Source organism: Streptomyces sp. NPDC017993 (genome assembly GCF_044328065.1).
Lineage (GTDB): Bacteria > Actinomycetota > Actinomycetes > Streptomycetales > Streptomycetaceae > Streptomyces.
In genome coordinates this window covers 99,438-121,860 of record NZ_JBIRGO010000021.1, presented here as the reverse complement: position 1 = coordinate 121,860, position 22,423 = coordinate 99,438, and the positions used below count along the sequence as shown (strand labels likewise).

Below are 22,423 nucleotides of genomic sequence, written 5' to 3'. Positions count from 1 at the left end.
AAATGAGTGGCGGGGGTCAGACCTTCGCGAGCTTTCCGATCGTGGTTCCCCGCTGTTGTGCCCAGTTCTCCAACGTCATACGACAGGCATGGTCGAGGTGGCGCAGCTCGGAGAGGTCGAGTTCGACCGGGCGGTCCTTGGGCAACGCCTCGAGGGTTTCGAGCATGCGGGGCAGACGGAGGAAGGTGGCCGAACCGGTGATGGTGACGATCAGCCGGCCGCCGGTGGCTTCGTGGACGTCGAGGTTGAGGTGCGAGGTTTCCCAGGCGCACTTGATCACGGCGAGGCCGAGGCCGAGGAGGACGCCTTCGAACATGTTGGTGGTGATGATGGCGATCGCGGTGATGGCGAGGACCACGGCCTCGCCGCGGTGCGTACGCCACAGGGGCAGCAGGTCCTTGACGGGGACGAGTTTGCAGCCGGCGTGGACGAGAACCCCGGCAAGCGCAGCCAGCGGGATGATGCCGATCGCGGCCGGGAGGAGAGCGGCGAACAGTACGAGCCACAGGCCGTGCAGGACGCGGGAGAGCTTCGTCTTGGCCCCGGCCTGGACGTTGGCCGCGCTGCGCACGATGACAGCGGTCAGAGGCAGGGCGCCGAGTATGCCGCAGACGGTGTTGCCCACGCCCTGGGCCATCAGTTCCTTGTCGTAGTTGGTGCGCGGGCCGTGGTGCAGCCGGTCGACGGCAGCGGCGCTGAAGAGGCTTTCGGCTGACGCGATGAGCGAGAAGGCGAGCACCGTACCGAGGCCGGCAAGGCTGGCCAGCGAGGTGAAGTCGGCTATGCCGGGCGGCTGGATGGCCGAGAGGAGTCCTCGTACTTCGACGCGGGGGACGGACCAGCCGGCTGCTGCGGTGGCAGCTGTGGCAAGGGCGACCGCGGCGAGCGGTGCGGGCACCATCTGAGCCTGGGACGGGAGTTTCTTCCACAGGACCAGGACAGCGATGGTGGCTGCCCCGATGGCGAAGGGGGTCAGAGCATCGCTGGAGGTGGCGATCTCGGTGACCAGGTGCGGCACTCCCATGATCTTGTCGATCCCGGAGCGAGGCTGCTTGACGTCGGCCATGGTGTAGAGCTGACCGAAGATCAGAACGAGCCCGATGCCGGCAAGCATGCCCTGGACGACGGCTACCGTGATCGCCCGGAAGTAGCGCCCGAAACGCAGTGCTCCCAGAGCGAGTTGAACCAGGCCGGCGATCAGGACGATGGCTCCCAGAACCCCGAGGCCGAATTCCTGAACGGCCTCGAAGACCAGGACGGTCAGGCCCGCGGCCGGGCCGCTGACCTGGAGAGAGCTGCCGGGCAGGAAGCCGACAACCAGGCCACCGACGATGCCGGTGATCAGGCCGAGCTCGGCGGGCACTCCTGAAGCTACGGCCACCCCCACGCACAGGGGCAGGGCGACCAGGAAGACGACGAGGGAGGCTAAGACATCACGCCGCAGGTCTGCGGGCTTTTTGAGGGTGGGGAGCATCAGTGGACTTCCTCGCACAGCGGAAGCGGAAGGGGGGAGGTACTCGGCGGCCCGTGAGGCGGGCGGATTCGGGTCACAGCGGCCGGAAAGACTTGTCGTTCGGCCCGTACTGCTTGACTGCTCCGGTGTGCACTTCGTAGTACCACGCGTGCACCGCCAAGGTTCCCGCCTCGACCCGTTCCGCGATGCAGGGATGGGCGTGCAGCCGCTCCAGCTGAGCTACCGCGTGATGCTGGACTGCTTCTGCCAGGTCCGCGGAGTGGGGTGTGGTGGTCTCAGGCTGGGACGCCGCGTGCTGCAGCCAGCCCTGTACGGCGGGCACGCCGGAGAGATCGTCCCCACTTACCAGGGCGTTGACCGCGCCGCAGTGGGAGTGTCCGCACACGATGATGTCGCGGACACCGAGCACCCGCACTGCGTACTCGATGGTGGCCGTCTCGCCGCTCGGCCGGTCGCTGCTGTACTCGGGCACGATATTGCCCGCCGTGCGCAGCTCGAACAGTTCACCCGGCCGTGCGCCGGTGATCAGGGACGGCACCACGCGGGAGTCGGAACAGGTGATGAACAGGGCCTCTGGGCTCTGACCGGCCTCAAGGGCGCGGAACTCCTCAGCACGTTCCGTGACGTGCTCCGTGAAGGATCGTGCGTTGTCAATCAGGGACTTCATGGTGGCCTTTCTCCTGCGCTCACAAGCGTGCTTGCGGGCGCGGTGTGTTCAGGTCATCAGTGGAAGGGACGTGCCGCCTTGTCCGGAGGACAGGCAGCCGGTTTTTCCGCGTCGTCGTTGACGCGGAGAGGTGATCCCGAGACGGGACTGCGCTCGCGCCTACGGCGTGGAGCGCGTCACCACCACATCCCGGTAGGAGCAGCAACGTCTGTGGTCCGGGAGTGACCGTGTTGACCGGTGCCCGGCATCGGGGGGAATCCGTCGCCACTCCATCAGCACATCTCCCCCCGAGTAATACGGCCGTTGGCCGGACCGCATGCGTGCGCACGCGTCAGCGTGTTAGCGGCCCACTTGGCACCCGCGAACACCTCTTTGCCTGGAGATTACCTCACAGCCGGAGGTCAAGTCACGGTCAAGCACTTTTATACAAAGGTAATTGGAGTGTTGAACACTGTGATGTGCCCAGGCGTACGCCCTACAGGGCCAGAGCGGACGGGCGCTCCCACGAGCGCCCCGATTCTTCAAAACTCCAGGCCTTCACCAGCGCGGCGCATCTTGGCCGCCCCCTGCCACTTGGGTTCAGCAGGCTTCGCGGGTGTGAGTTGGGGCGGGGACGCGGCCGTTGCCCAGAGCGGGAGGCAGGAGCGCGAGCGCGTGATGCCCCACAGACCGCCGGTAGGAGCCGCCAACGGATGCGACGGCAAACCGGCCACGCTTTCGGGAGCATGAGCGGAGACCGGTTGCCCGGCACCGCAAAGCGGAGCGCATGCCCGCACCGAGGGGTGGCCGTTCGGGCTCCGGGGCGCGGTTGTTGCAGCCAGCCGTCGCTCCGGGCGTTGTCGGTGGCCGTTGGTAGCGTGACGGTCGTGATGGTGGGCACTGGCGAAACCCGGTTGGTCGTGCTGCGCGGCAACAGCGCGTCGGGGAAGCCGAGTGTCGCGGCCGGTCTCCGTGAGAGGTTCGGTCGGGGGCTCGCTCTGGTCGGACAGGACAACATTCGCCGGATCGTGCTGCGTGAACGGGACCGGCCGGGAGCCGCGAACATCGGACTGATCGGGCTGACGGCCCGTTACGCCCTGGACGCCGGGTTCCACGTCGTGGTCGAAGGGATCCTGTACGCCGACCACTACGGTGAGATGCTCGCCCAACTGCGCGCCGACCACCTCGGCCAGTCCCACGCCTACTACCTCGACGTGCCGTTCGAGCAGACTCTCGCCCGACACGCCACCAAGCCGATCGCCGGCGAGGTGGACGAGCCGCAGTTGCGGGACTGGTAACGGCCGTTGGATCTCCTGCCCGGGGGTATCGAGACCGTCGTCGACGCTGCCAGCACCCTCACCGAGACGGTCGACCGCATCATGCTCGACACCGGCTTGACCTGCCTCCCCGCGCTGGAGCGCTGACAGCACGAGACCCCGAGGCCAACCCCTGCGCCAGAGCGCCGACCGGCGTTCGACGAATCCGTTGCGGGCGTGGTCGGGTCTGCGCCGACCTCGTGGCGCCCGGGCACCTTCCGCGCCGTGTAGCAAATCGCTAGGATTCTGCTATGGCTACGACACAGCTGAACGCGCGAGTGCCCGAGGAGCTGGCAGCCGCGGTACGCGCCTCCGCCTCGCGCGCCGGCATGAGCCTCGCCGATTACGTCGCCTCCGTGCTGGAAGCGGACCAGGCCGCAGCATCGGGGAGCCCGGAGCTGCGCGAAGCCCGAGCCCAGATGCATGCGGCGGCCGCCTACAAGAAATGGATGTCCGACGGGCAGCCCGAGACCGGCGCGATGAGCATGGGCGAGGTCTTCGGTAAGTGACGGCGATCCCCGCGCGATTCGCCAATGGTGTCGGCGAGACCATCAAGAACCTGCCCGCCCCGGAGAAGGCAGCACTGAACCAGGCGGTGCTCCAGGCGTGCGCCGACCCCTGGTCGTGGCCCCAGGCCGACAAATACGAGATGGACGAGACGGTCCGCGTCATCACTACGCGCGCCGCCATCGTCCACTACGTGATCCTCATGGGCCCGTCCCCTCACCTCTGGGTCCTCGCCATCACCGTCTGACCCCGGCCATCGCCATCCGCCGGCGAAGCGAGGCGAGCACCGCGGCGGTGTCAGTCCTCTCCAGGTCCCCCTGCGGCAGGAGTCGGCCGAGCCAGGCAGCCTCCCGAGCGGTCCCGGCAGCGGTCAGAGGAGCCGTGTGCGGTAGCAGTGCGTGATGTACGGCATGGTGATCTTGCTGGTGCCGGCCAGTTCGGGACGGCTGTCGCAAAACCTGCTGACTTCGATGAGGAGCACCGCGCGCTCGGCGGGCGGCAGGGTGATGACCGAGCTGCTGGAGGCGACAAGGTCGATGAGTTCGGTGCGGGTGAGGTGATCGCGCCATTCGATGGCGTGGTGCTCGACGGGCGCGAAGGGCGGCTCGATGGCGTCGACACCGACACCGACGCTGGAAATGGGCGGGGCGCCGCGTGGGTGCAGGACCCGGTCGAGGGCGGAGATCCATCCCTCGCGCTGATCAGGGATGTTCCACACCAGGCTCAAGGTGCCGTGGGGAGTGAGCGTACGGGCGACTTCGGGCATGGCGTGTTCAGCGTCGACCCAGTGCCAGACCTGCGCGGCGACCACGGTGTCCACGCTGTGATCGGGGAGGGGGATGGCTTCGGCGGAGCCGGCCAGCACGGTGATGTCCGGGAGTTGACGGGTGAGTTCGGCGCGCATCTGATCGTCGGGCTCGACCGCGATGGTGTCCAGGCCGCGTTCGTGAAGTTGTCGGGTCAGCTTGCCCGTGCCGGCACCGAGGTCGAGGATGCGGCGCGTGGTCGCCGGGACCATCCAGTCGATCGCCTGGGGTGGATACGGTGGGCGTCCGCGTTGGTAGGCAGCCGCGGCGGTGCCGAAGGAGAGGGCCTGCGTGCGGTGGTCGCTGCGGTCCATGCGCCTCTCCCTGCCGCGCCGTCGAGTGCATCCACCCTTGTCGACGCTCACGACCAGTTCTTACGACGTCCACGCTTTTAGCGGCCACCTGCCGGAGCGGCCCCGCGACGGCTTGGGGCTCGCGCAGTGTCAGTAGCGGTAGGCGCGGCTCGTCGACGTGGACCACACCGTCCACCAAGCCGGTAGCCGGGCATTCACGTCACGCAAGGACGGCCCAACGCCTCCCCGTCCACGTGGGCCGCTCGTGCCCCCACGCCGGCGTGCCGTCCGCGGCCCGGGGTGCGCCGTGCGCCGGCCCGCGTGCCGTGCAGAAGGGCCCGGTCGGGCCTTCTGACCCCGGCCTCGGAGGTTGCCGGGGTCAGGAAGGCCCTGCTCGATGAACGTACCGAATGTTTGTCATACAGGCGGCATCGACAGGCCGCCGGCCAGTGAGCCCCTCGTTTGGCCCAGCGGGCAATGCCGCGCCTTCCCTGTGAGTGCACCGCATCGCCGGCTCATGCGGGCCCTGCCCAACGCGGTGCACTGCTCAGGACTCACTGGGGCCGGCTCCGGAGCGCATGCACTGAAGCCACCCAGGTCCGTGCGCCGGCGGGGGTGGCTTGGTTCGAGATGCGTCGTCGCGGCGGCGATGGTGTGCTGGGACGGTCTGTGTTCTTCGGTGCTGTGGAGGGACCATGAGCGGGATCGACCGTGACCGTGACAGCGGTCGCATTCAGCAGATGCTCACGGCGGCGGAGGAGCTGAAGAAGGCCGCGGCGCGCACTTCCGACCCGGATACGCGTAGACGGCTTCAGGACCGGGCCCGCAGGTTGCAGGAGGAGAGCAAGCAGGCCATCGACAAGGGCGACGAGGAGATAGGTCTCATTTGACTTCCGCTCCCCGCGCTAAAGCACGGGGATTCCTACCACGGTCGTCCGACCGTCTCGGTGGGTTCCTGCTTCACCACGCTGCGCCGGGACGAGTCCCGGTCTTACCTGCGCTCGACAGGCTGACACCGCCAGTCCGGCGGCCTTGGCGACGTTGACTGCCGCGTTGATATCCCTGTCGAGGACAACCCCGCACGCCCTGCACATCCACTCTCGGATGTGCAGGGGTTTGGGGCCGTCCTTGACGCCGCACTGCGAGCAGACTTGAGAGGTCGGCTCAAACCGGCCGATACGCACGAGGGTGCGCCCGTAGCGGGCTGCCTTGTACTCCAACATCGCAACGAACGCCGACCATCCCGCGTCGTGCACACTCTTGGCCAGGCGCGTACGGGCCAGTCCCTTGACCGCCAGGTCCTCCACCGCAATCGCTTGGTTCTCGCGAATGATCCTCGTGGAAAGCTGGTGGTGGAACTCGCGCCGCGCGTCTGCCACCCGTGCGTGGGCCCGGGCGACCATCAGGCGAGCCTTGTCCCGGTTGCTGCTGCCCTTTGCCTTGCGGGACAGACGGCGCTGTTCCCGCTTGAGCTTCTTCTCTGCCCGGCGCAGGAAGCGAGGGGCGTCGATCTTCGTGCCGTCCGAGAGGACGGCGAAGTGTCCAAGTCCGAGGTCGATGCCGACGACCGGTTCGGTCTCGGGCAGTGCCGCTGGGCCCGTCTGAACGACGAAGCTCGCGAAGTACCTACCGGCCGCGTCCTTGATCACGGTCACCGTGGACGGGATCGAGGGCAGCGTGCGCGACCACTTCACCCTCACGTCCCCGATCTTCGGCAACGACAAGTCCTTGCCGGGGGTGATCTTCCACCGGGCATTCGCGGTGAACCGCACGGCCTGCCGGCTGTCCTTACGCGACTTAAACCGAGGCGCGCCCACACCCGGGCGCTTCCCCTTCAACCCATCAAAGAAGTTCCGGTAGGCGGCATCCAGGTCCCGCAAGGACTGCTGCAACACCACGGCCGACACCTCGCCCAGCCAGGCCCGCTCGTCGGTCTTCTTCGCTGCGGTGATCAGCAGCCTGGACAGCTCCCCACTCTTCAGGAACGGCGTACCTTCGGCGCGGGCGGTCTCACGAGCGCGAAGCGCATCGTTGTAGACCACCCGAGCACACCCGAACGCCTGCGCCAAAGCCGAGCGCTGAGGGTCGTTCGGATACAGGCGGAAGCTGTACCTCAGCTGCATGCCGATCACCGTACTCCGCTGTCGATCGTCCTTCAGCACATCGAGCAGCGAAATCGCCTGCTCTACCCTGCGGGTCAGAGCAGCGCTCAGAATCGCTTCACTTGCCCCGTGAACGGGAGCACTGCGACTAGTGCCGGTGCCGCCGACGCGATTCCGAGCAGCGAGGGAGGGGTCAGTTGGTGATCGTGACGCAGGGGAGGCCCACGCTCGTGCCCCCGCGGAAGCCTTCCGCGCAGAGCCGGGTGCCGCTGGGGAAGTGCCGTTGCGGGTACGCCTGGTCCCGGTAGGTTCTGAACTTTGCGACGTCCTCGGCCTTGGTGTTGGCGCTCCAGAGGTTGCCTCTGTCGTTGGTGACCCAGACGCGGGCGCGGATGCGGTTCGGCTGGTTGGTGTTGGTGACCGACACCTCCACCCGGCCGAGGTAAGTGCCCGAGTCGTAGGTCTCGATGCAGACCGAGTGGTTGCACCACTTGCCGGCCGCCGCTGCGGGCGGCCCCGCGGCGATGACACAGCCGAGGGCCGCTGCAGTCGCTCCGATTCCCGCGGCGATCTTCTTGGTGATGTCGTGCATGGCTGGCGACCTCAAGCATTCTTCCCGGCCCCGCGACGAGGCACGATCCCACTGGCAAAGTCCCGTAGGCCACACAGATCGGCGTCATGGATCGGCGTCGTCGGGTACCTGCGGTCCTGAGAGACCAACGCCAGGCAAGATCATGAGTTACGCCGATCATGAGTTACGCCCCTCCGCTCGCTTGCTGCGTGGACAGGTCATGGAGGCTGCGCGGTCCGTTCTGACCGCTCTGCTTCGGGGCCATCGACGACCTCGCCATCATTACGCACGTGATCGGCGAGCAGCTCCTCGATTCGCCCCGGCCACCTTTCTGACCGTCAGGCCGTCGACTGACTCGCCCGGGTGTGCGATGCGATCGGTGATGCCCATGCGGCGCCGGTCGCCTGGCGCAGCTGGACCACGTTGTGAACGGAATCACGGTGCAGGGCTGTCACGGTTCTTTGGTGCGGGGTGTCTCGATGAGCATCCGAAGAGAGGAGCCGAGTGTGATGCCGGGGTGTCAGCGCATGGTCGTGATGAGGCGGGTCATCAGCCTGGAGCGTCGAGGGGGTGTGATCCGGCCTTCCCGGCTCAGCGACAAGCCGGCCTGGCCCCCGGTCGCCACGTGCACCGCAGCGGGGACCGAGGAACTGGGCTGCCGGTCCACTGTGTGGCCACTGCGCACCGGTCACCGCACCACGGAATGGGTTGGGGCCGGCCATGGCTGAGGATGCCTTCACAGAGCACCGTCCGCTGCTGTTCACCATCGCCTACGAGATGCTGGGCAGCGCCGCCGACGCCGAGGATGTGCTGCAGGAGAGCTACCTGCGGTGGAGCGCGGTCGATCCGGCCGTCATCGAGCATCCGCGGGCCTATCTCGTGCGTGTGGTGACCCGGCAGGCTCTCAATCACCTGCGCGCGGTCAGGGCGCGGCGCGAGGAGTACGTCGGGACGTGGCTGCCCGAGCCGATCCGTACCGCACCCGAGGTGAGCGAAGATGTGATCTTGGCCGAGTCGGTGTCGATGGCCATGATGCTGGTCCTGGAGACGCTGAACCCGACCGAGCGCGCGGTCTTCGTGCTGCACGAGGTGTTCGGCTACACCCAGGGCGAGATCGCCGCCTCGGTCGGCAAGGCCGAGGTCGCCGTACGGCAGATCGCGCACCGCGCACGCCGACACGTCCATGCGCGGCGTCGCCGCTTCGAGCCCGACTCCGAGGGCACCCGAGGGATCGTCCAACAGTTCCTGCTCGCGGCGGCGACCGGACAAGTCCAGGCGCTGATGGACCTGTTGGCACCCGATGTCGTACAGATCTCCGACGGCGGCGGGAAGGCCGTCGCCGCCCGCAGGCAGATCATCGGCCGCGATGACGTCGCCCGCTTCGTCCTCGGCGTGATCCGCACCGCCACCAACGCGACAACCCGCATCGAGCACGCCACGTACAACGGTATGCCCGCGACGCGCTTCCTCACCGACGGCGAACTCGACTGGCTGGTGGCGTTCGAGATCAACCACGGACGGATCACCGGCCTCTACGGCATGCGCAACCCGGACAAGCTGCACCGCGTCGAGACGGTTCACCCACTCGACAGAGGAGGACCCAGCCATGGAAACCATGACCGTTGAACGCGTCATCGACGCCCCGATCGACGAGGTGTTCGCCTGGCTCACCACAACCACCCATTACACGCGCTCCCCGCTGGTGGTGCGCTGCCGCCTGACCCGACGCGGCGAGAACGCGCCCTACGGCGTCGGCGCGGTGCGCAGCCACCTCTGGCTGATCGGCTGGTTCCGGGAGCGCATCACGCACTACGACCCGCCGCACGCCACGGAGTACTTCGTCGAGCGCAGTCTGCCGCCGTCCCGGCACGAACTCGGCCGTATGACGTTCACCGCGGTCGATGGCGGCACCCACGTGCGCTGGACCACCCGCGCGGAGATCCCCGTCCCGGTATTCGGGGCCCTCCTCACCCGGCTCCTCGCACGGCCGGTCATCACCCGCACCTTTCGCAATATCCTCAATGCCGCCAATACCGCGCTGGCTCAACACCCCCGGTTGGAAACGGGCATGACGACTGGGAAGGCGGCGGGGAGCGAACGCGAGCCCCGGTGAACGTCCCCGGCGAACCGAGCGTCCGGCTCGCGCCGGATGGGGGGAGCTGGGTGAGGTGTGCTGCGGGCTGCGGGTCGCCACGTACCCACCGCACATCCCTCGACCTCGACCTCGACCCTGACCACGACGCAGACCGGCGCCGGCCACGCTCAGCACTGCGCCGGTTTCTGCGCTGAGCGCGGCGTCATCCCTGACAGCGGTCGTCATGAACTGGGCGCCGTGGGGTACACGAGGGCAATGAGCCACAGCAGCGCCACCGTACCGGTGCCGGCCTGCACAGAGCCGGAAGGCCCCACATGGGCAGGCTGGGTCTACCTCGGGCTAGGAGCACTGGCCGGTTCCCAGCTATTGGCAACCGTGCTGCAGACGGGTGCCGGCGAACCGGGCCTACTGCCCAGCCTCGTCGGAGTGATCGCGTTCCCTGCGCTGGGCACGCATTCCTTCCTGCGGGCCCGCCGGAGCCGACACCACACCCCCCGTTGGACCAGGATGCCGCCCGGTTAGATCGCCCTGCCCGGCAACGACTTCTGGCTCCTGGACGGTCGTATCGTGCACGTCCACCAATTCGTCGGCAGCGGCTACGGGGGCGGCAAGACGCGAAGTCCGGGACCTGTGGCACCGAGCCATGAAGGCCGCACTCGCCGCGACGCGGTCAACGCGTGCCGGTGTGCCATCGCAGTTCAGCGGCGTCGCTGATCGCTGCGGGCGTCACGGCGAGGTCGGTGCCTGGTCGAGGGGGATGACGCGGGCCGTGGCTCCGGCCGTGGCGATGGTCGTCCCGTCGGGGGTGGTGAGGGTGGCTTCGAGGAAGGCGATGTCGCCTGCCCGGTGCACCACGCGGCCCCTCCCGATGATCCGGCCAGGGCGGACGGGTCTCAGGAAGTGGGTGTTGAGTTCCAGGGTGGACTGGAACTGGTCCGGAGCGAGGGTCGCCAGGAGGGCGGGGCCGACGGTGTCGTAGAGCATCGCGGCAAGGAAGGCGCCCAGCACGTTGCCCGCCGGATTGGTGAAGTCCTCGGTCGCGGTGAAGGCCAGCTCGATCGTGCCGTTCTCGACGTCCGCGTCGAGGAATTGAAGCCCCAGCGTGGCCGCCGCCCGAGGTAGCGGGGCGCGCCCCTCCGCGCCATCCCAGAACGGGCCGGATCGTCCGCTCACCACACCGCCCCAAGGTCGAGGTATCCACTGTTGTTTCCTTCTTCTTCCTCCCCGCGCCGTACGGGATGCCGGCTCAAACCACGACTCACCCGAACGGCAGCGAAGGGAGCCAACGGCTCTCGTCCGGCTTGCGCGTGCGCGTGTGTATGGGGAGAGCGGGAGTGGGTGCTTTACGGTGTCTTGATGCGGATTGTGCCCTGGTGGACTTTGGTGTCGGCGGGGTGTGCGCCCGTCGTCCTGGTAATTGCGTGGGTGATCGCGGCGCTGATCCAGGGACCCGGCTATGAGCCCGTCACTCAGACAATCAGCGTCCTGGGGGCCGACGGCGCTGCCGGAAAGTGGATCTTGAACGGTGCGCTGATCGCCCTCGGTGCCTGTCATCTGGTGACCGCTTGGGGGCTGCGGCCAGCTTCGCTCGCCGGACGTCTGGCGTTGGGCGCGGGTGGCGTGGCGGCGATCGTGGTGGCGATGTCCCCGACAACCAGCAGCGGCGGCTCCCTCTGGCACGGGTTCGTGGTCGGGGTCGGCTTCACACTTCTGGCGGTGTGGCCGGTCCTGGCCGCCGATCGTGGCAGAGCCGCGCCATGGGCACTCCGGCCCGCGGTCGCGATCACGGTGACTGCGCTGATGGCAGTGGGTGCGGCGTGTTTCTTGATCGAACTTCGGGGCGATGGTGCCGCTGGTATTGCCGAACGCGTCCTGACGACCGCGCAGTCGCTGTGGCCGTTCGTGGTCGTGGCTTCCTGCCTGCTTCGCCCCCGCTCGTCATGAATGCGCGGCTCGGGAATCCAGGTCCGATTGGAGGTGGCGGCCGCACCCGCTCGGCGAAGGTCGATCGTCCGTCAGGTGCGAAGGATCCGTCCGACGAAGGGAAATCGAGTATCCGGCCTCTTGGGACGCCACCGCTGGGTTGTTGAACTGTCTCTTGCCGGGCGCCGGCTGCCGTCGACTCCACTGCCCCTACCAACGCCAGGCCGACCATTCCCTGGCCGCCGGCACGGCCTACACCTGCACCCTCATCTGCCTCCGGCGACTCACCGGATGAGGGCCCTACTGGGTATTGCGCCGGCAGCGTGCGAGAAGGAGTCCCCCGAGCGTGCTCTCGGCCGAGCTGAGAGTCATGTGCTCCTCGACGGTGAAGCCGGCATCGTTGAGCCAGGCAGCCATCTGGCCCGGCTGTCGACGATGGACGTAGACCTTCATCGGGTGGCCGCCGTAGCCCTGCGTCTTCAGCTGCGAATCGTCACCGACGTGGAAGCTGAGCAGCAGTGGTCCACCGGGCCGGAGCACTCGCTGAAAGTGCGCAAGGACCGAGCTGATCTCGTCGTCGGGGACGTGGATCAGCGAGTACCAGGCGACCAGGCCGCCCATCGAGTCATGGGCGAGGTCGAGATGCGTCATGGAGCCGAGTTCGAACCGTAGGCCGGGGTGATCGCGCCGAGCCACCTCGATCATCCCGGGCGACAGGTCGATCCCGAACGCGTCCACGCCCAGTGCACGCAAGTGGGCCGTGATCCTCCCCGGCCCGCATCCCACGTCCGCAACCGACCCCCCGCCGCTGGTGCACACCAGGTCGGCGAACTGCGCCAGGACCGCGCGTTGATCGGGCGTTTCTTCCAGGAGGTGACGCACCTGGTCCGCATAGCTGGTGGCGACGGTGTCGTAGGACGTCCGAGTGTCTTCCAGCCAGTCGTCGGTGTTCGGTTCGATCCGCACGACCGCAGGCTACCCAACAGCCCGAAGGGGATGGCCAGCTAAGGACCACCGGTGACTCCGGAGCCGGCACCGACGGTGGCTCGGTGACGGGTGCGCTGCAGGCGCGCCTGGCAGAAGGCGAGACTGCATGTCCGGCACCTTCTCTCCCGCAGCGCCGTGGGCCTCACCGGGTGCAGCGGTTGCGGCCCACGTCCTGCAGAGCGCGGAAAGCCCCTAGGGCTCGCTCAGTTCGTGCACGGCCGGGACGGGAGGCTCGCTCATGGGGGACTCGTTCATCGGCAGCACCCCGACATGTGAAAGGTTTCAAGCAGCTTCGATGGAAGCTAGGCCCGGCCCGGCCGGGCCGTCAATGGTCCGAACGTTGAAATCTGCATCGATCCCCGGTGTGAACGCCGACCTCTTGACGGGTCACTCGCACATCTCTAACTTCCTTGCGTGAAACGATTCATTGTCGAGTCATTTACGGAGTGCCGAGCGTGATCAACAGAAGACGACTGCTCAGCGCGACCACAACGGCCGCGCTGACCACCGCACTTACCGCTTCTGTCGCGCGAGCCGCCGCGCCGGATGCCCATTCCTCGGTGGCGACCTCAGGAGAGCCGCTCGCGACTACAAGGGATTCGCTGCGCGTCACCAAAAGCACCGTCGAGTACACGAGAAACCCCCTCGGTCTCGACGTGCCGCGCCCCAGGCTGAGTTGGCACCTGTCGTCCGACGCGGAGGGCCAGGCCCAGAGCGCCTACCAGGTGAGCGTGGCCACCGTCCCGGGACGTCTCGCGAAGCCCGACGTCTGGGACAGCGGCAAGGTCGCATCGGCGGACTCGGCCCTCGTGCCGTACGGCGGTCCCGCCCTGGCATCCCGTACGCGCTACTACTGGTCGGTGCGGGTCTGGAACAGCGCGGGCAAGGTCTCGGGGTGGAGCGAGCCCGCGTGGTGGGAGACCGGTCTGACCGCCACGTCCGACTGGTCGGCCGGCTGGATCGGCGCGCCCGCCGCACTGGTCGGGGCCCCGGCCCTGGACGGCGCCTCCTGGATCTGGTTCCCCGAGGGCGATCCGGCCAACAGCGCCCCTGCGGCGACCCGCTGGTTCCGGGGCCGAGTCGACGTCCCCGACGGTGTGGTCCGGGCGCGCCTGGTGGCGGCCGCCGACGACGGCTGCACGACGTACGTGAACGGTACGCGCGTCGCGCACTCGGACGCGGACAGCGCCGCGGATAACTGGCGCCGTCCCGCCGTCGTGGACGTGACGGACATGCTGGGCGGGGGAGCCGCGGTGATCGCGACCGCGGCGACCAACGCGACCAAGGGCCCGGCGGGCCTCCTCGTGGTCCTCGAACTGACAGCGGCGGACGGCACCGTGAGCACCGTCGCGAGCGACGCCACATGGAAGGCAAGCGACAAGGAACCGTCCGGCAGTTGGGAGTCGGCCGACTACGACGACGCCTCCTGGCCGGCGGCCAAGGTGGCAGCCGCGTGGGGAGCCGGGCCCTGGGGCAAGGTAACTCCTGCCTACGCCCCCGCCGCTCAGCTACGCCACGAGTTCCGCCTCAAGTCGAAGGCCGTCGCACGCGCCCGCCTGTACTCGACCGCGCTGGGCCTCTACGAGGCGTATCTGAACGGCGAGCGGATCGGTGATGACCGGCTCGCACCGGGCTGGACGGACTACCACAAGCGTGTCCAGTACCAGACGTACGACGTGACCGAGCTGGTCGCCTCCGGGGCCAACGCTCTCGGCGTGACCCTCGCCGCCGGCTGGTACGCGGGCAACATCGCCTGGTTCGGGCCGCACCAGTACGGCGAACGGCCCGCGCTGCTGGCCCAGTTGGAGGTCACGTACACCGACGGCTCCACGGAGCGCGTGCTGTCCGGGGCGGACTGGCGCGCCGCGACAGGGCCGATCACGAATGCCGACCTGATGTCGGGCGAGGACTACGACGCCCGCCTGGAGACCGCCGGCTGGACGCGCCCCGGGTTCGACGCCGCGGGGTGGGTCGCCGCCGACGCGGTCGACAAGGTGGACGCCGCCGTGGTGGCCGAGGTCGGCGGCCCCACACGCGTCGAGCGCGAGGTCTCCGCCCGCAAGGTCACCGAACCCGCTCCCGGTGTCTTCGTCTTCGACCTCGGCCAGAACATGGTGGGCGCGGTGCGGCTCACCGTCTCCGGCAAGGCGGGCACCACCGTGCGGCTGCGTCACGCGGAGGTCCTCAACCCCGACGGCTCGATCTACACCACGAACCTCCGTACCGCCCGCGCCACCGACACATACACCCTCAAGGGCGCGGGCACGGAGACGTACGAGCCGCGCTTCACCTTCCACGGCTTCCGCTACGTCGAGGTCACGGGCTACCCGGGCAAGCCGCCGCTCAACGCCGTCACGGGCCGGGTCATCCACACGTCGACGCCCTTCACCATGGACTTCTCGACGAACGCGCCGATGCTCAACCAGCTGCACAGCAACATCACATGGGGGCAGCGCGGCAACTTCGTCTCCATCCCCACCGACACACCCGCACGCGACGAACGGCTCGGATGGACCGGCGACATCAACGTCTTCGCGCCGACGGCCGCGTACACCATGGAATCGGCCCGGTTCCTCACCAAGTGGCTGGGTGATCTGCGCGACGGGCAGTCGGACGACGGCGCGTTCACCGATGTGGCGCCCTTCATCGGCTCGGTCGGCAAGGGCGTGGCGGGTTGGGGCGACGCCGGAGTGACCGTGCCCTGGGCGTTGTACCAGGCATACGGGGACACCCGCGTCCTCGAACAGTCCTGGGCGTCGATGCTGAAATGGCTGACCTATCTGGAGCAGCACAGCAGCGGCTTCCTGCGTCCGGCCGAGGGGTACGGCGACTGGCTCAACATTCAGGACGAGACGCCCAAGGACGTCATCGGGACGGCCTACTTCGCGCACGCCGCCGACCTCGTCGGGCGGGCCGCCGAGGCACTTGGCAAGGACCCGGCGCCGTACACATCGATGTTCCGCAGCGTGCGCGACGCCTTCCGCGCGGCGTACGTCACCAACGGCGGCCGGGTGAAGGGTGATACGCAGACCGCGTACGTTCTGGCCCTGTCCATGGATTTGTTGACGGACGCGGACCGAGGCCCGGCCGCCGGCCGCCTCGTCGAACTGATCAAGTCCAGGGGCTGGCATCTGTCGACCGGCTTCCTCGGCACGCCGCGCCTGCTGCCCGTGCTCACCGCGACGGGCCACACCGACGTCGCATACCGGCTCCTCACTCAGCGCACCTTCCCCAGCTGGGGCTACCAGATCGACCGGGGAGCGACGACGATGTGGGAGCGCTGGGACTCCATCAAGCCGGACGGCAGCTTCCAGGACGCCGGGATGAACTCCTTCAACCACTACGCGTACGGCTCCGTGGGCGAGTGGATGTACGCGAACATCGCGGGCATCGCACCGGCGGCGCCGGGCTTCCGGAAGATTTTGATCCGGCCGCGACCCGGCGGCGGCGTCACCGGCGCTCAGGGGACGTTCGACTCGGTCCACGGCCCGATCACCACCCGCTGGAGCACGGGTGACGACGGGTTCCGGCTCACCGTCACGATCCCCGCCAATACGACGGCCGAGGTGTGGGTCCCTGCCGACAAGGCCTCAGAAGTAGCCCACGGCGGCACGAAGTTCCTGCGGTCCGAGGACGGCTGCGCCGTGTACGCGGCGTCGTCGGGGACGCACCACTTCGCCAACTGATCGGATCCAGTGCCGCGTTGAAAGGCTGCGCGAGGACCGTATGAACATGGAAGGAGGCGTGAAGGCAGCAGTTGCCACCCAGGCTCTCGCGACGCCTTCCCGGGCCTACGGAACTCCCACTCCGGCACCCGCTCCAAGGTCTTCGCGCAGCCCGGGGGCCGGCGCGGGCGAGCGCGGCGGTGAGCCGGTCGGCGGCCCCCTGCACGAGGTGTGGTGGTCAGGTGTGCCGGTCGCTGGTGGCTTGCTCGGCTTGCCATCCCCAAGCGGTGAGCAATCCAGGGGAGACGCCGGCGCAGTCCGGTGAGGAGAGCCAGCGAATGGCCTGGTCGATCTGCGCGTCGTCGACGAGCCCTGTGGCAAGCATGGCGTCGTGTGCGCGGTGCCATGTATCGGCCCAGAAGCGGCTGATGGGGCTGCCCGCAAGCAGGGGCGGAACTGTGATCTCCGCTGCCACGGATTGCAGGCCCTCCTGCCGAAGGATGTCCGGGTATTCCGGCACCCAGGAGATGTCCGTACCGATGGATTCCCGCAGCGCTTGCCACATCGCGCGCATGACTGTGGTGTACGGGGTGACCGGCGCGGTGGCGGTCGTCAGGTCGACGGCGTCGCCGAGCACCAGCACACCACCGGGCGCGACCAGCGAACCCAGCGTGGCGATCATGCGACGCCATGCGCGCAGATGCATCAGGACGAAGCGCGCGTGGACCAGATGGAACGGGCCGAGGCCGCGGCCGAAGCCCGGTGCGGTGAGGTCGGCAGCCAGCGTCGTCAGCCTCGGGTCACCGGTCGTCGCGAGGAAACGGGTGTCACGGTCGACGGCCAGGACGGATTCGACACCGGCCGTATCCAGCAGCCACCGAGTCAGGGTGCCTGTCCCGGCGCCCACGTCCAGGCAGTGCCAGCCGGGGCCGACTCCGAGGGCCGTCAACCGTGCGGTGGTCACGCCGTCGTAGGCGAGCGCTCCCGCATCGATGCGGTCGGCCTCGCCGGCGACCTCCGGGCGGAACACACCTTCGCCGTAGCGCCCGGTACTCCTGTTCCGCACCTGTCCAGTATGACGGCGGTGCGCCGGAGGTTCCTGTTGTGGGCAGCGCTCCCGCCGACACTCCCGTCTCCGGCCCACAGGCCCGTCACGGACGAATGGTCCGGCCTTGTGCGGCGCCTTCCACCACACTCACGTACGCCTGGGCCACCTCGGAGACAGGCGTGCCGTCGGCCCCGTCTGCACCCATGCTCTCCAGGGTTTCCTTGATCCAGCCAGGGCTGATGACATTGATGCGGAGTCCTCGCGGCAGCTCGTCGGCCGCATTGCGGACGAAGCCTTCCAGTCCGGTGTTGACGAGGGCTCCCAGCGAGCCGCCGGCCAGTGGAGTGGCGAAGGTTCCCCCGGTCAGCGTGATGGAGCCGCCGTCGCGCAGACGGCGCACAGCTCGCTGCGCCAGCGCGACCTGGCCCAGCAGCTTGCCCTGAATTCCGGCCGCAATCTCGTCATCCGCCGCTGACTCCAAGTCCACCAGCGGGCCGCTGGCGGCACAGCACACCACAGCATCGAGATCCGGCACCTCATCGAAGAGTGCGTCCAGAGAAGACGGATCCTCCATGTCCACCTTCGTCGGACCTCGGCGGGAACCCTTGATCACCTGATGAGAAGCCTCTAACGCACTGGCGACAGCGCTGCCGATCGTTCCGGTCGCCCCGATCACAAGTACCTTCATGCCACCGATCATGTCAGGGACGACAACACACGAGCCATGTCGTTTCCCGTGAACCTTCGCGAGTCCACCGACCACTGAACGCTGCTCAACTCGTCGACACACGCATGGCGCGTCGCGGATGCCTCGACCTCGGGCGCGAGGGGCTGGTGTGTGGTGGGTGGTGTGTGTGGTGGCTGCGGGGCCTGGGAGCGACGGCCAATCGTGGGCAGGTTCCCGGATTCCCGGATACGCGGCAACCTTTTGCGCGGTGGTGGCGACCCATGAGCGCAAGCTGCCCCCACATCGCAAGGAGCGGGACGCATGACGCAACTGACGGAACGAAACGAACTGCGCAAGAGCAGGAAACGTCGCCTGACGCGACGCCGGGCCCTCGTTGCGCTGACCGCCGCCGTCGGGCTGACCGGCGCGGCGGTCGTCACCACCGGCATGCTGTCAACCGCGGGTGCGGCGCCGGCCTGGCCGACCCCCAACGGCCAGCAGCCGGTGTCCAAGACACTCGAGGTCTCGGGTGCGTACGACGGCGGTCTCAAGCGCTTCTACGGCGAGGGTGACCTGGGCGGCGGCGGCCAGGGTGAGGGCCAGGACCCGGTCTTCAGCCTGAAGGACGGCGCGGTCCTGAAGAACGTCATCCTCGGCTCCCCGGCCGCGGACGGCATCCACTGCCAGGGCAGCTGCACCCTGGAGAACGTCTGGTGGGAGGACGTCGGCGAAGACGCGGCAACCTTCAAGGGCACCTCGTCGAACGCGAAGTACGCAGTCGTCGGCGGCGGGGCCAGGAAGGCTGACGACAAGGTCTTCCAGTTCAACGGCGCGGGCACGCTGTCCATCAGCGGCTTCCAGGTCTCCGACTTCGGCAAGCTGGTGCGCTCCTGCGGAAACTGCTCGACGCAGCACAAGCGTGCCATCACCGTGAACGACGTGGACATCACCGCGCCCGGCAAGTCGATCGCAGGGATCAACACCAACTACGGCGACACGGCCACGTTGCACAAGATCCGCATACACGGCGACGGGAACAAGAAGATCAAGACGTGTGTCCGCTACACGGGGAACGACGCGGGTGACGAGCCGCAGGAGACCGGCAGCGGCCCGGACGGCAAGCACTGCCTCTTCGAGCCCTCGGACATCAGCTACGACTAGTACGACCAGGGCGGAAGCTGCCGCGCGACACGGATACGCCACCACCGTCGGTAATTGAGGCCCAGGGAGTGTCGGCAATTCCCTCTCTCAGCCACCGCTGGGAGGTACGCCACGCGGCGTTGTCGGATCGTCCTCGTACGCCCAGTGCGGGGACGATCCTGCGCGGTGCGGCGCGTTGCTGTGCCTGAGGAGTGGGTGGGGCGTCGGGGTGAGGCGCGGCGGGTGGGGTGCCTCGCGCCGTGGGCCCATCTGCCGGGCGAATGAAAGTAGTTCGGCGACATCCGTAGTCGGCGAGGGCGCTTTTTACTCGAACTCCACGGCGGCTCCTCACAGCACAACGGAGCCCTTCCCGGTTTGCCCGGGAGGCCGCCCGTGGCAGCTGCATCCGGGTGAAAGCGACCGCAAGAGCGAGTTGGCCGTCCCTACCAGCGGACGAGGCCGGTGAGCTCGCCCAGGAGAGGCGTTCTCCAGCTGCTGAACGCCTCACCCCACGGCAGAAGCGGTCAGATTTACCTGGACGGCTCGTTCATGTCGCACACCGCAGGGTTAGGCGTGGAGTAGAAGTGTGCGCCCGCGGCCCGGACCGGCACCGGGCCGCGGACGCGGAGTAAGCCGTCGGTGGCGACAGCACCATGACTGAGGAGCTTGACATGCCCGCAGGGTCGAGCAGGAAGCGCGAGCGGCAGTACGAGCGCATCAAGGAGAACGCTGAGCAACACGGCGTCTCCGAGCGGCGCGCGAAGGAGATTGCCGCGCGGACCGTCAACAAGGAGCGCGCCCGCGCGGGCGAGGCGAAGCAGGCGAGCAAGACGTCCCTTCGCGACCCCAAATCCGCCCCGCAGCGCGGTGGCGAACGCTCACACAAGGGGCCGCAGGGCCCCACCAAGGATCAGTTGTACGAAGAGGCCAGGAAGAAGCACATCGACGGCCGCTCGTCCATGAACAAGGAAGAGCTGCGCAAGGCCCTCGGCCGCTGACCTGCTGAGTCTTCCGTGACGGCGCCGGGGGCCGGCAGCCAGACCAGGGCCAGACGGTTCCTCCGGCGCCGCCGCCTGTGGCTCAGGAATTCGCGGCGGTGCCCGCAGCCTCCTCGCGGGGGCGTGGCGGCTCGGCTGACGGGCCGGCAGGCAGAAGTTCGGTGGTGATGAAGGCGGCCACGGCCGCCAGGATCACGACAGGGATCGTTTCGGCGTTCCCGAGCACCAGCACCACCAGGGCAACGCTGCTGACCGGCAGCCGCAGGGCACTGGCCGCGGCCGCGGCCATGCCCGTGGCCGCAGCCGTGACCACACCTAGTCCGGGCAGTGGTGAGCACAGCACACCGGCCGCCGCGCCCAGGAACAGGGCGGGGAAGACGAGGCCACCTCGCAGGCTTCCCAGGCACAGGGCGTAGGCGGCGGCCTTGAAGAGCAGGACGGCCAGCAGCGCGCCCACGCTCCAGGCATGGGGGTTGGCGGCCAGTTCGGCCAGCGTGCCCTGGCCGGACGAGGCGACGTCCTCCGGCGTGCGGCCGGTGATGACCGCGTACAGGGCTGCGCAACCCCCGGCGGCGATCGCGCACATCACCGTCCGCGAGAGTGGGGATGCCGCGACGAACGCGGCGGTCAGCCGGCCACCGATGATCACCAGGTGCACCAGTACGCCGATCACGACCGCCAACAGGACGGACCACACCACGTCCCCGGTGTCCAGACGCGTAGGAGGGGCGGGGAAGTGGACGGCGAGGCTGCCGGTCTCCAGACCGGTCCAGCGTCCGAAGCCGGTGAACACCAGCGCGCCCACGCCGCTGGACAGCAGCGACGGGAGCATGACCGCGAAGAGCTGGGGGCCACCCACACCCGCTACTTCGATCAGGAGCACCGCGGCGATGAGCGGGTTGCCGAAGATCGCAGCGATGGCTGCGGAGGCGCCGGCCGCGCCCAGCAGGGCGGTGCTCTGCGGGGTGGCGGGGGCGCGGACGAGATTCCGGAAGAGCAGGGCCAGACCGCCGCCGAGCGCGATCAACGGGGCTTCCGGGCCCAGGGCGGCGCCGAGCGGCAGGCTCGCAATCGCGGCGATGATCACTCCGGGCAGGGCGGCCGAGGAGGCGCCGCCGGCGTGCAGGCCGGTTGCCGGGATGTGTCCGCCCGCGCCCGGCAGGTGGGTCACCACCAGACCTACGACAACCCCGGCGGTGGCGAGCAGGGGCAGCGGCCACCACGCCGGCGGGGTGTGCCAGCCCAGTGCTTCGGGCAGGTCCGCCCACATCACGTTCTCGAGTTCGTGCAGGCCGACCAGGAACCAGAAGGCCGCCAGGGAGATCGGTACACCGATCAGGCCGCTGAACACGAGGGCTTTGCGATAGGCGGGGGTGCGTAGCAGATCCCGCAGCCGGTCCGCTTCCGCGGGCTCTTCGGCCGTTTCCGGCCCGGCTTTCCGCTCGGTCATCGGATCAGTCCTTCGAGACTGGGGACGAAAGGGTCATGCGTCACGCTGCTCCGGTGCTGATGACGGCCGACGCTGTTTGAGCCCGAGCTGCACCGCGGTCTGCGAGACGGGCGCGATGTCGCCGAATCCGGCCGTGGTCAATGCAGCCACCGAGAAGGACATGGCATCGGTCCGATTGAGCGGTTCGGAGAAGGGGCCGGCTCCGCCCTGCCGTGCGGAGAGTGCGGAGAGGCAGTACGTCGCAGAAGAACAGCACCAGGAGTAGTGGCACAGCGGTGGTCCGGGCCTCAACGGTGCGCAGCCGGGGAGGCGGGAGCTGCCGATGGTGACGGTCTGCCAGGCGACCTGCACACCGATCCCCAGCAGGCCCAGGATGAGCACTGTGGTGGTGCCCACTGTGGAATCACGGGCCAGGGCGAGCACGTAGTACGCGGCGGTGACCACTGCGATCAGGGTGGTGGACCGCAGCAACGGCCGGAGCAGTCGCACGCGGCGCCAACGCTGCCGTCGGTCCGGGCCGCTTCCCGTACGCGTACTCATGCCGGCCGTGGTCCTCCTTCGGTGCCGCCCCGGCCGGTCCGGTGCCACACGCCGGCGCCGTCCGGGGACGCGCGAGCGGTGAAGGCGCCGGGACCGCGGCCACGATCCGCAGCACCTGCGCTCAGGTACGGGCAGCTGGCCAGGACGATGCAGCCAGCCAGCCGGACGGGGCAGCTGATCAACCGCCTGCGGTGC

20 protein-coding genes and 1 pseudogene are annotated in these 22,423 nt (G+C 68.5%); 10 read left to right on the top strand and 11 right to left on the bottom strand.

The genetic code is table 11. From position 1 onward, the window contains the following. Window positions 1-16: 16 nt before the first annotated feature. Window positions 17-1,474: a SulP family inorganic anion transporter gene (locus ACH4FH_RS31285; RefSeq protein ID WP_398559319.1), complete on the bottom strand. Its 1,458-nt coding sequence runs from the start codon at window positions 1,472-1,474 to the stop codon at window positions 17-19. 73 nt (window positions 1,475-1,547) lie between these two features. Next, the gene (locus tag ACH4FH_RS31280) at window positions 1,548-2,141 is read right to left on the bottom strand and encodes a carbonic anhydrase (protein WP_398559318.1); all 594 of its coding nucleotides are present in this window, start codon (window positions 2,139-2,141) and stop codon (window positions 1,548-1,550) included. 869 nt (window positions 2,142-3,010) lie between these two features. Between ACH4FH_RS31280 and ACH4FH_RS31275 the strand changes: the two are divergent. The 3 genes and pseudogenes from ACH4FH_RS31275 (at window position 3,011) to ACH4FH_RS31265 (ending at window position 4,190) form a co-directional block, all read left to right on the top strand. Then, window positions 3,011-3,544, top strand: a pseudogene (locus ACH4FH_RS31275) (kinase). A gap of 143 nt (window positions 3,545-3,687) precedes the next feature. Then, a complete protein-coding gene (locus tag ACH4FH_RS31270; RefSeq protein WP_398559317.1) occupies window positions 3,688-3,945 on the top strand; it encodes a hypothetical protein in 258 nt (85 codons plus the stop codon). After that, window positions 3,942-4,190, top strand: a complete 249-nt coding sequence (locus tag ACH4FH_RS31265) for a hypothetical protein (RefSeq protein ID WP_398559316.1) — start codon at window positions 3,942-3,944, stop codon at window positions 4,188-4,190. The genes ACH4FH_RS31270 and ACH4FH_RS31265 overlap by 4 nt, the downstream gene beginning before the upstream one ends. A 123-nt stretch (window positions 4,191-4,313) precedes the next feature. Here the strand turns inward: ACH4FH_RS31265 and ACH4FH_RS31260 are convergent, their stop codons facing one another. Then, the gene (locus tag ACH4FH_RS31260; RefSeq protein ID WP_398559315.1) at window positions 4,314-5,063 is read right to left on the bottom strand and encodes a class I SAM-dependent methyltransferase; all 750 of its coding nucleotides are present in this window, start codon (window positions 5,061-5,063) and stop codon (window positions 4,314-4,316) included. 674 nt (window positions 5,064-5,737) lie between these two features. On the opposite strand from ACH4FH_RS31260, the gene ACH4FH_RS31255 reads away from it, so the two are divergent. Then, the gene (locus ACH4FH_RS31255; protein ID WP_398559314.1) at window positions 5,738-5,932 is read left to right on the top strand and encodes a DUF6381 family protein; all 195 of its coding nucleotides are present in this window, start codon (window positions 5,738-5,740) and stop codon (window positions 5,930-5,932) included. Window positions 5,933-5,947: 15 nt separating this feature from the next. Here the strand turns inward: ACH4FH_RS31255 and ACH4FH_RS31250 are convergent, their stop codons facing one another. Beyond that, entirely contained in the window at window positions 5,948-7,165 is a 1,218-nt protein-coding gene (locus ACH4FH_RS31250) for an RNA-guided endonuclease InsQ/TnpB family protein (RefSeq protein ID WP_398559340.1), read from the bottom strand. Window positions 7,166-7,337: 172 nt separating this feature from the next. Beyond that, on the bottom strand, window positions 7,338-7,736 hold the full coding sequence (locus tag ACH4FH_RS31245; protein ID WP_398559313.1) for a hypothetical protein: 399 nt from the start codon (window positions 7,734-7,736) through the stop codon (window positions 7,338-7,340). Between the two features lie 699 nt (window positions 7,737-8,435). Here ACH4FH_RS31245 and ACH4FH_RS31240 point away from each other — a divergent pair. Next, the gene (locus tag ACH4FH_RS31240) at window positions 8,436-9,341 is read left to right on the top strand and encodes an RNA polymerase sigma-70 factor (RefSeq protein WP_398559312.1); all 906 of its coding nucleotides are present in this window, start codon (window positions 8,436-8,438) and stop codon (window positions 9,339-9,341) included. Beyond that, complete coding sequence (locus tag ACH4FH_RS31235) at window positions 9,322-9,828, top strand: SRPBCC family protein (protein WP_398559311.1); 507 nt, start codon at window positions 9,322-9,324, stop codon at window positions 9,826-9,828. Before ACH4FH_RS31240 ends, ACH4FH_RS31235 begins: the two co-directional genes overlap by 20 nt. Window positions 9,829-10,536: 708 nt before the next feature. On the opposite strand, the gene ACH4FH_RS31230 is transcribed toward ACH4FH_RS31235, so the two are convergent. Then, a complete protein-coding gene (locus ACH4FH_RS31230) occupies window positions 10,537-10,983 on the bottom strand; it encodes a PaaI family thioesterase (protein ID WP_398559310.1) in 447 nt (148 codons plus the stop codon). 183 nt (window positions 10,984-11,166) lie between these two features. Between ACH4FH_RS31230 and ACH4FH_RS31225 the strand changes: the two genes are divergently transcribed. Next, entirely contained in the window at window positions 11,167-11,754 is a 588-nt protein-coding gene (locus ACH4FH_RS31225; RefSeq protein ID WP_398559309.1) for a DUF998 domain-containing protein, read from the top strand. 279 nt (window positions 11,755-12,033) lie between these two features. On the opposite strand, the gene ACH4FH_RS31220 is transcribed toward ACH4FH_RS31225, so the two are convergent. Then, entirely contained in the window at window positions 12,034-12,699 is a 666-nt protein-coding gene (locus ACH4FH_RS31220) for a class I SAM-dependent methyltransferase (protein ID WP_398559308.1), read from the bottom strand. Between the two features lie 476 nt (window positions 12,700-13,175). On the opposite strand from ACH4FH_RS31220, the gene ACH4FH_RS31215 reads away from it, so the two are divergent. Then, a complete protein-coding gene (locus ACH4FH_RS31215; RefSeq protein WP_398559307.1) occupies window positions 13,176-16,406 on the top strand; it encodes an alpha-L-rhamnosidase in 3,231 nt (1,076 codons plus the stop codon). A gap of 217 nt (window positions 16,407-16,623) precedes the next feature. On the opposite strand, the gene ACH4FH_RS31210 is transcribed toward ACH4FH_RS31215, so the two are convergent. Together ACH4FH_RS31210 and ACH4FH_RS31205 are read right to left on the bottom strand one after the other, a co-directional pair. Continuing rightward, on the bottom strand, window positions 16,624-17,451 hold the full coding sequence (locus ACH4FH_RS31210) for a class I SAM-dependent methyltransferase (RefSeq protein ID WP_398559306.1): 828 nt from the start codon (window positions 17,449-17,451) through the stop codon (window positions 16,624-16,626). An 85-nt stretch (window positions 17,452-17,536) separates the two neighbouring features. After that, window positions 17,537-18,121, bottom strand: a complete 585-nt coding sequence (locus tag ACH4FH_RS31205) for a short chain dehydrogenase (protein WP_398559305.1) — start codon at window positions 18,119-18,121, stop codon at window positions 17,537-17,539. A gap of 300 nt (window positions 18,122-18,421) precedes the next feature. Here ACH4FH_RS31205 and ACH4FH_RS31200 point away from each other — a divergent pair, with 300 nt between their 5' ends. Then, on the top strand, window positions 18,422-19,261 hold the full coding sequence (locus ACH4FH_RS31200) for a pectate lyase (protein WP_398559304.1): 840 nt from the start codon (window positions 18,422-18,424) through the stop codon (window positions 19,259-19,261). Between the two features lie 650 nt (window positions 19,262-19,911). Beyond that, window positions 19,912-20,238, top strand: coding sequence for a plasmid stabilization protein (locus ACH4FH_RS31195; protein WP_398559303.1), 327 nt, complete (start codon window positions 19,912-19,914; stop codon window positions 20,236-20,238). Between the two features lie 82 nt (window positions 20,239-20,320). On the opposite strand, the gene ACH4FH_RS31190 is transcribed toward ACH4FH_RS31195, so the two are convergent. Both ACH4FH_RS31190 and ACH4FH_RS31185 read right to left on the bottom strand, forming a co-directional pair. Then, a complete protein-coding gene (locus ACH4FH_RS31190; RefSeq protein WP_398559302.1) occupies window positions 20,321-21,688 on the bottom strand; it encodes a chloride channel protein in 1,368 nt (455 codons plus the stop codon). A gap of 33 nt (window positions 21,689-21,721) precedes the next feature. Beyond that, complete coding sequence (locus ACH4FH_RS31185; protein WP_398559301.1) at window positions 21,722-22,228, bottom strand: hypothetical protein; 507 nt, start codon at window positions 22,226-22,228, stop codon at window positions 21,722-21,724. Window positions 22,229-22,423 lie beyond the last annotated feature (195 nt).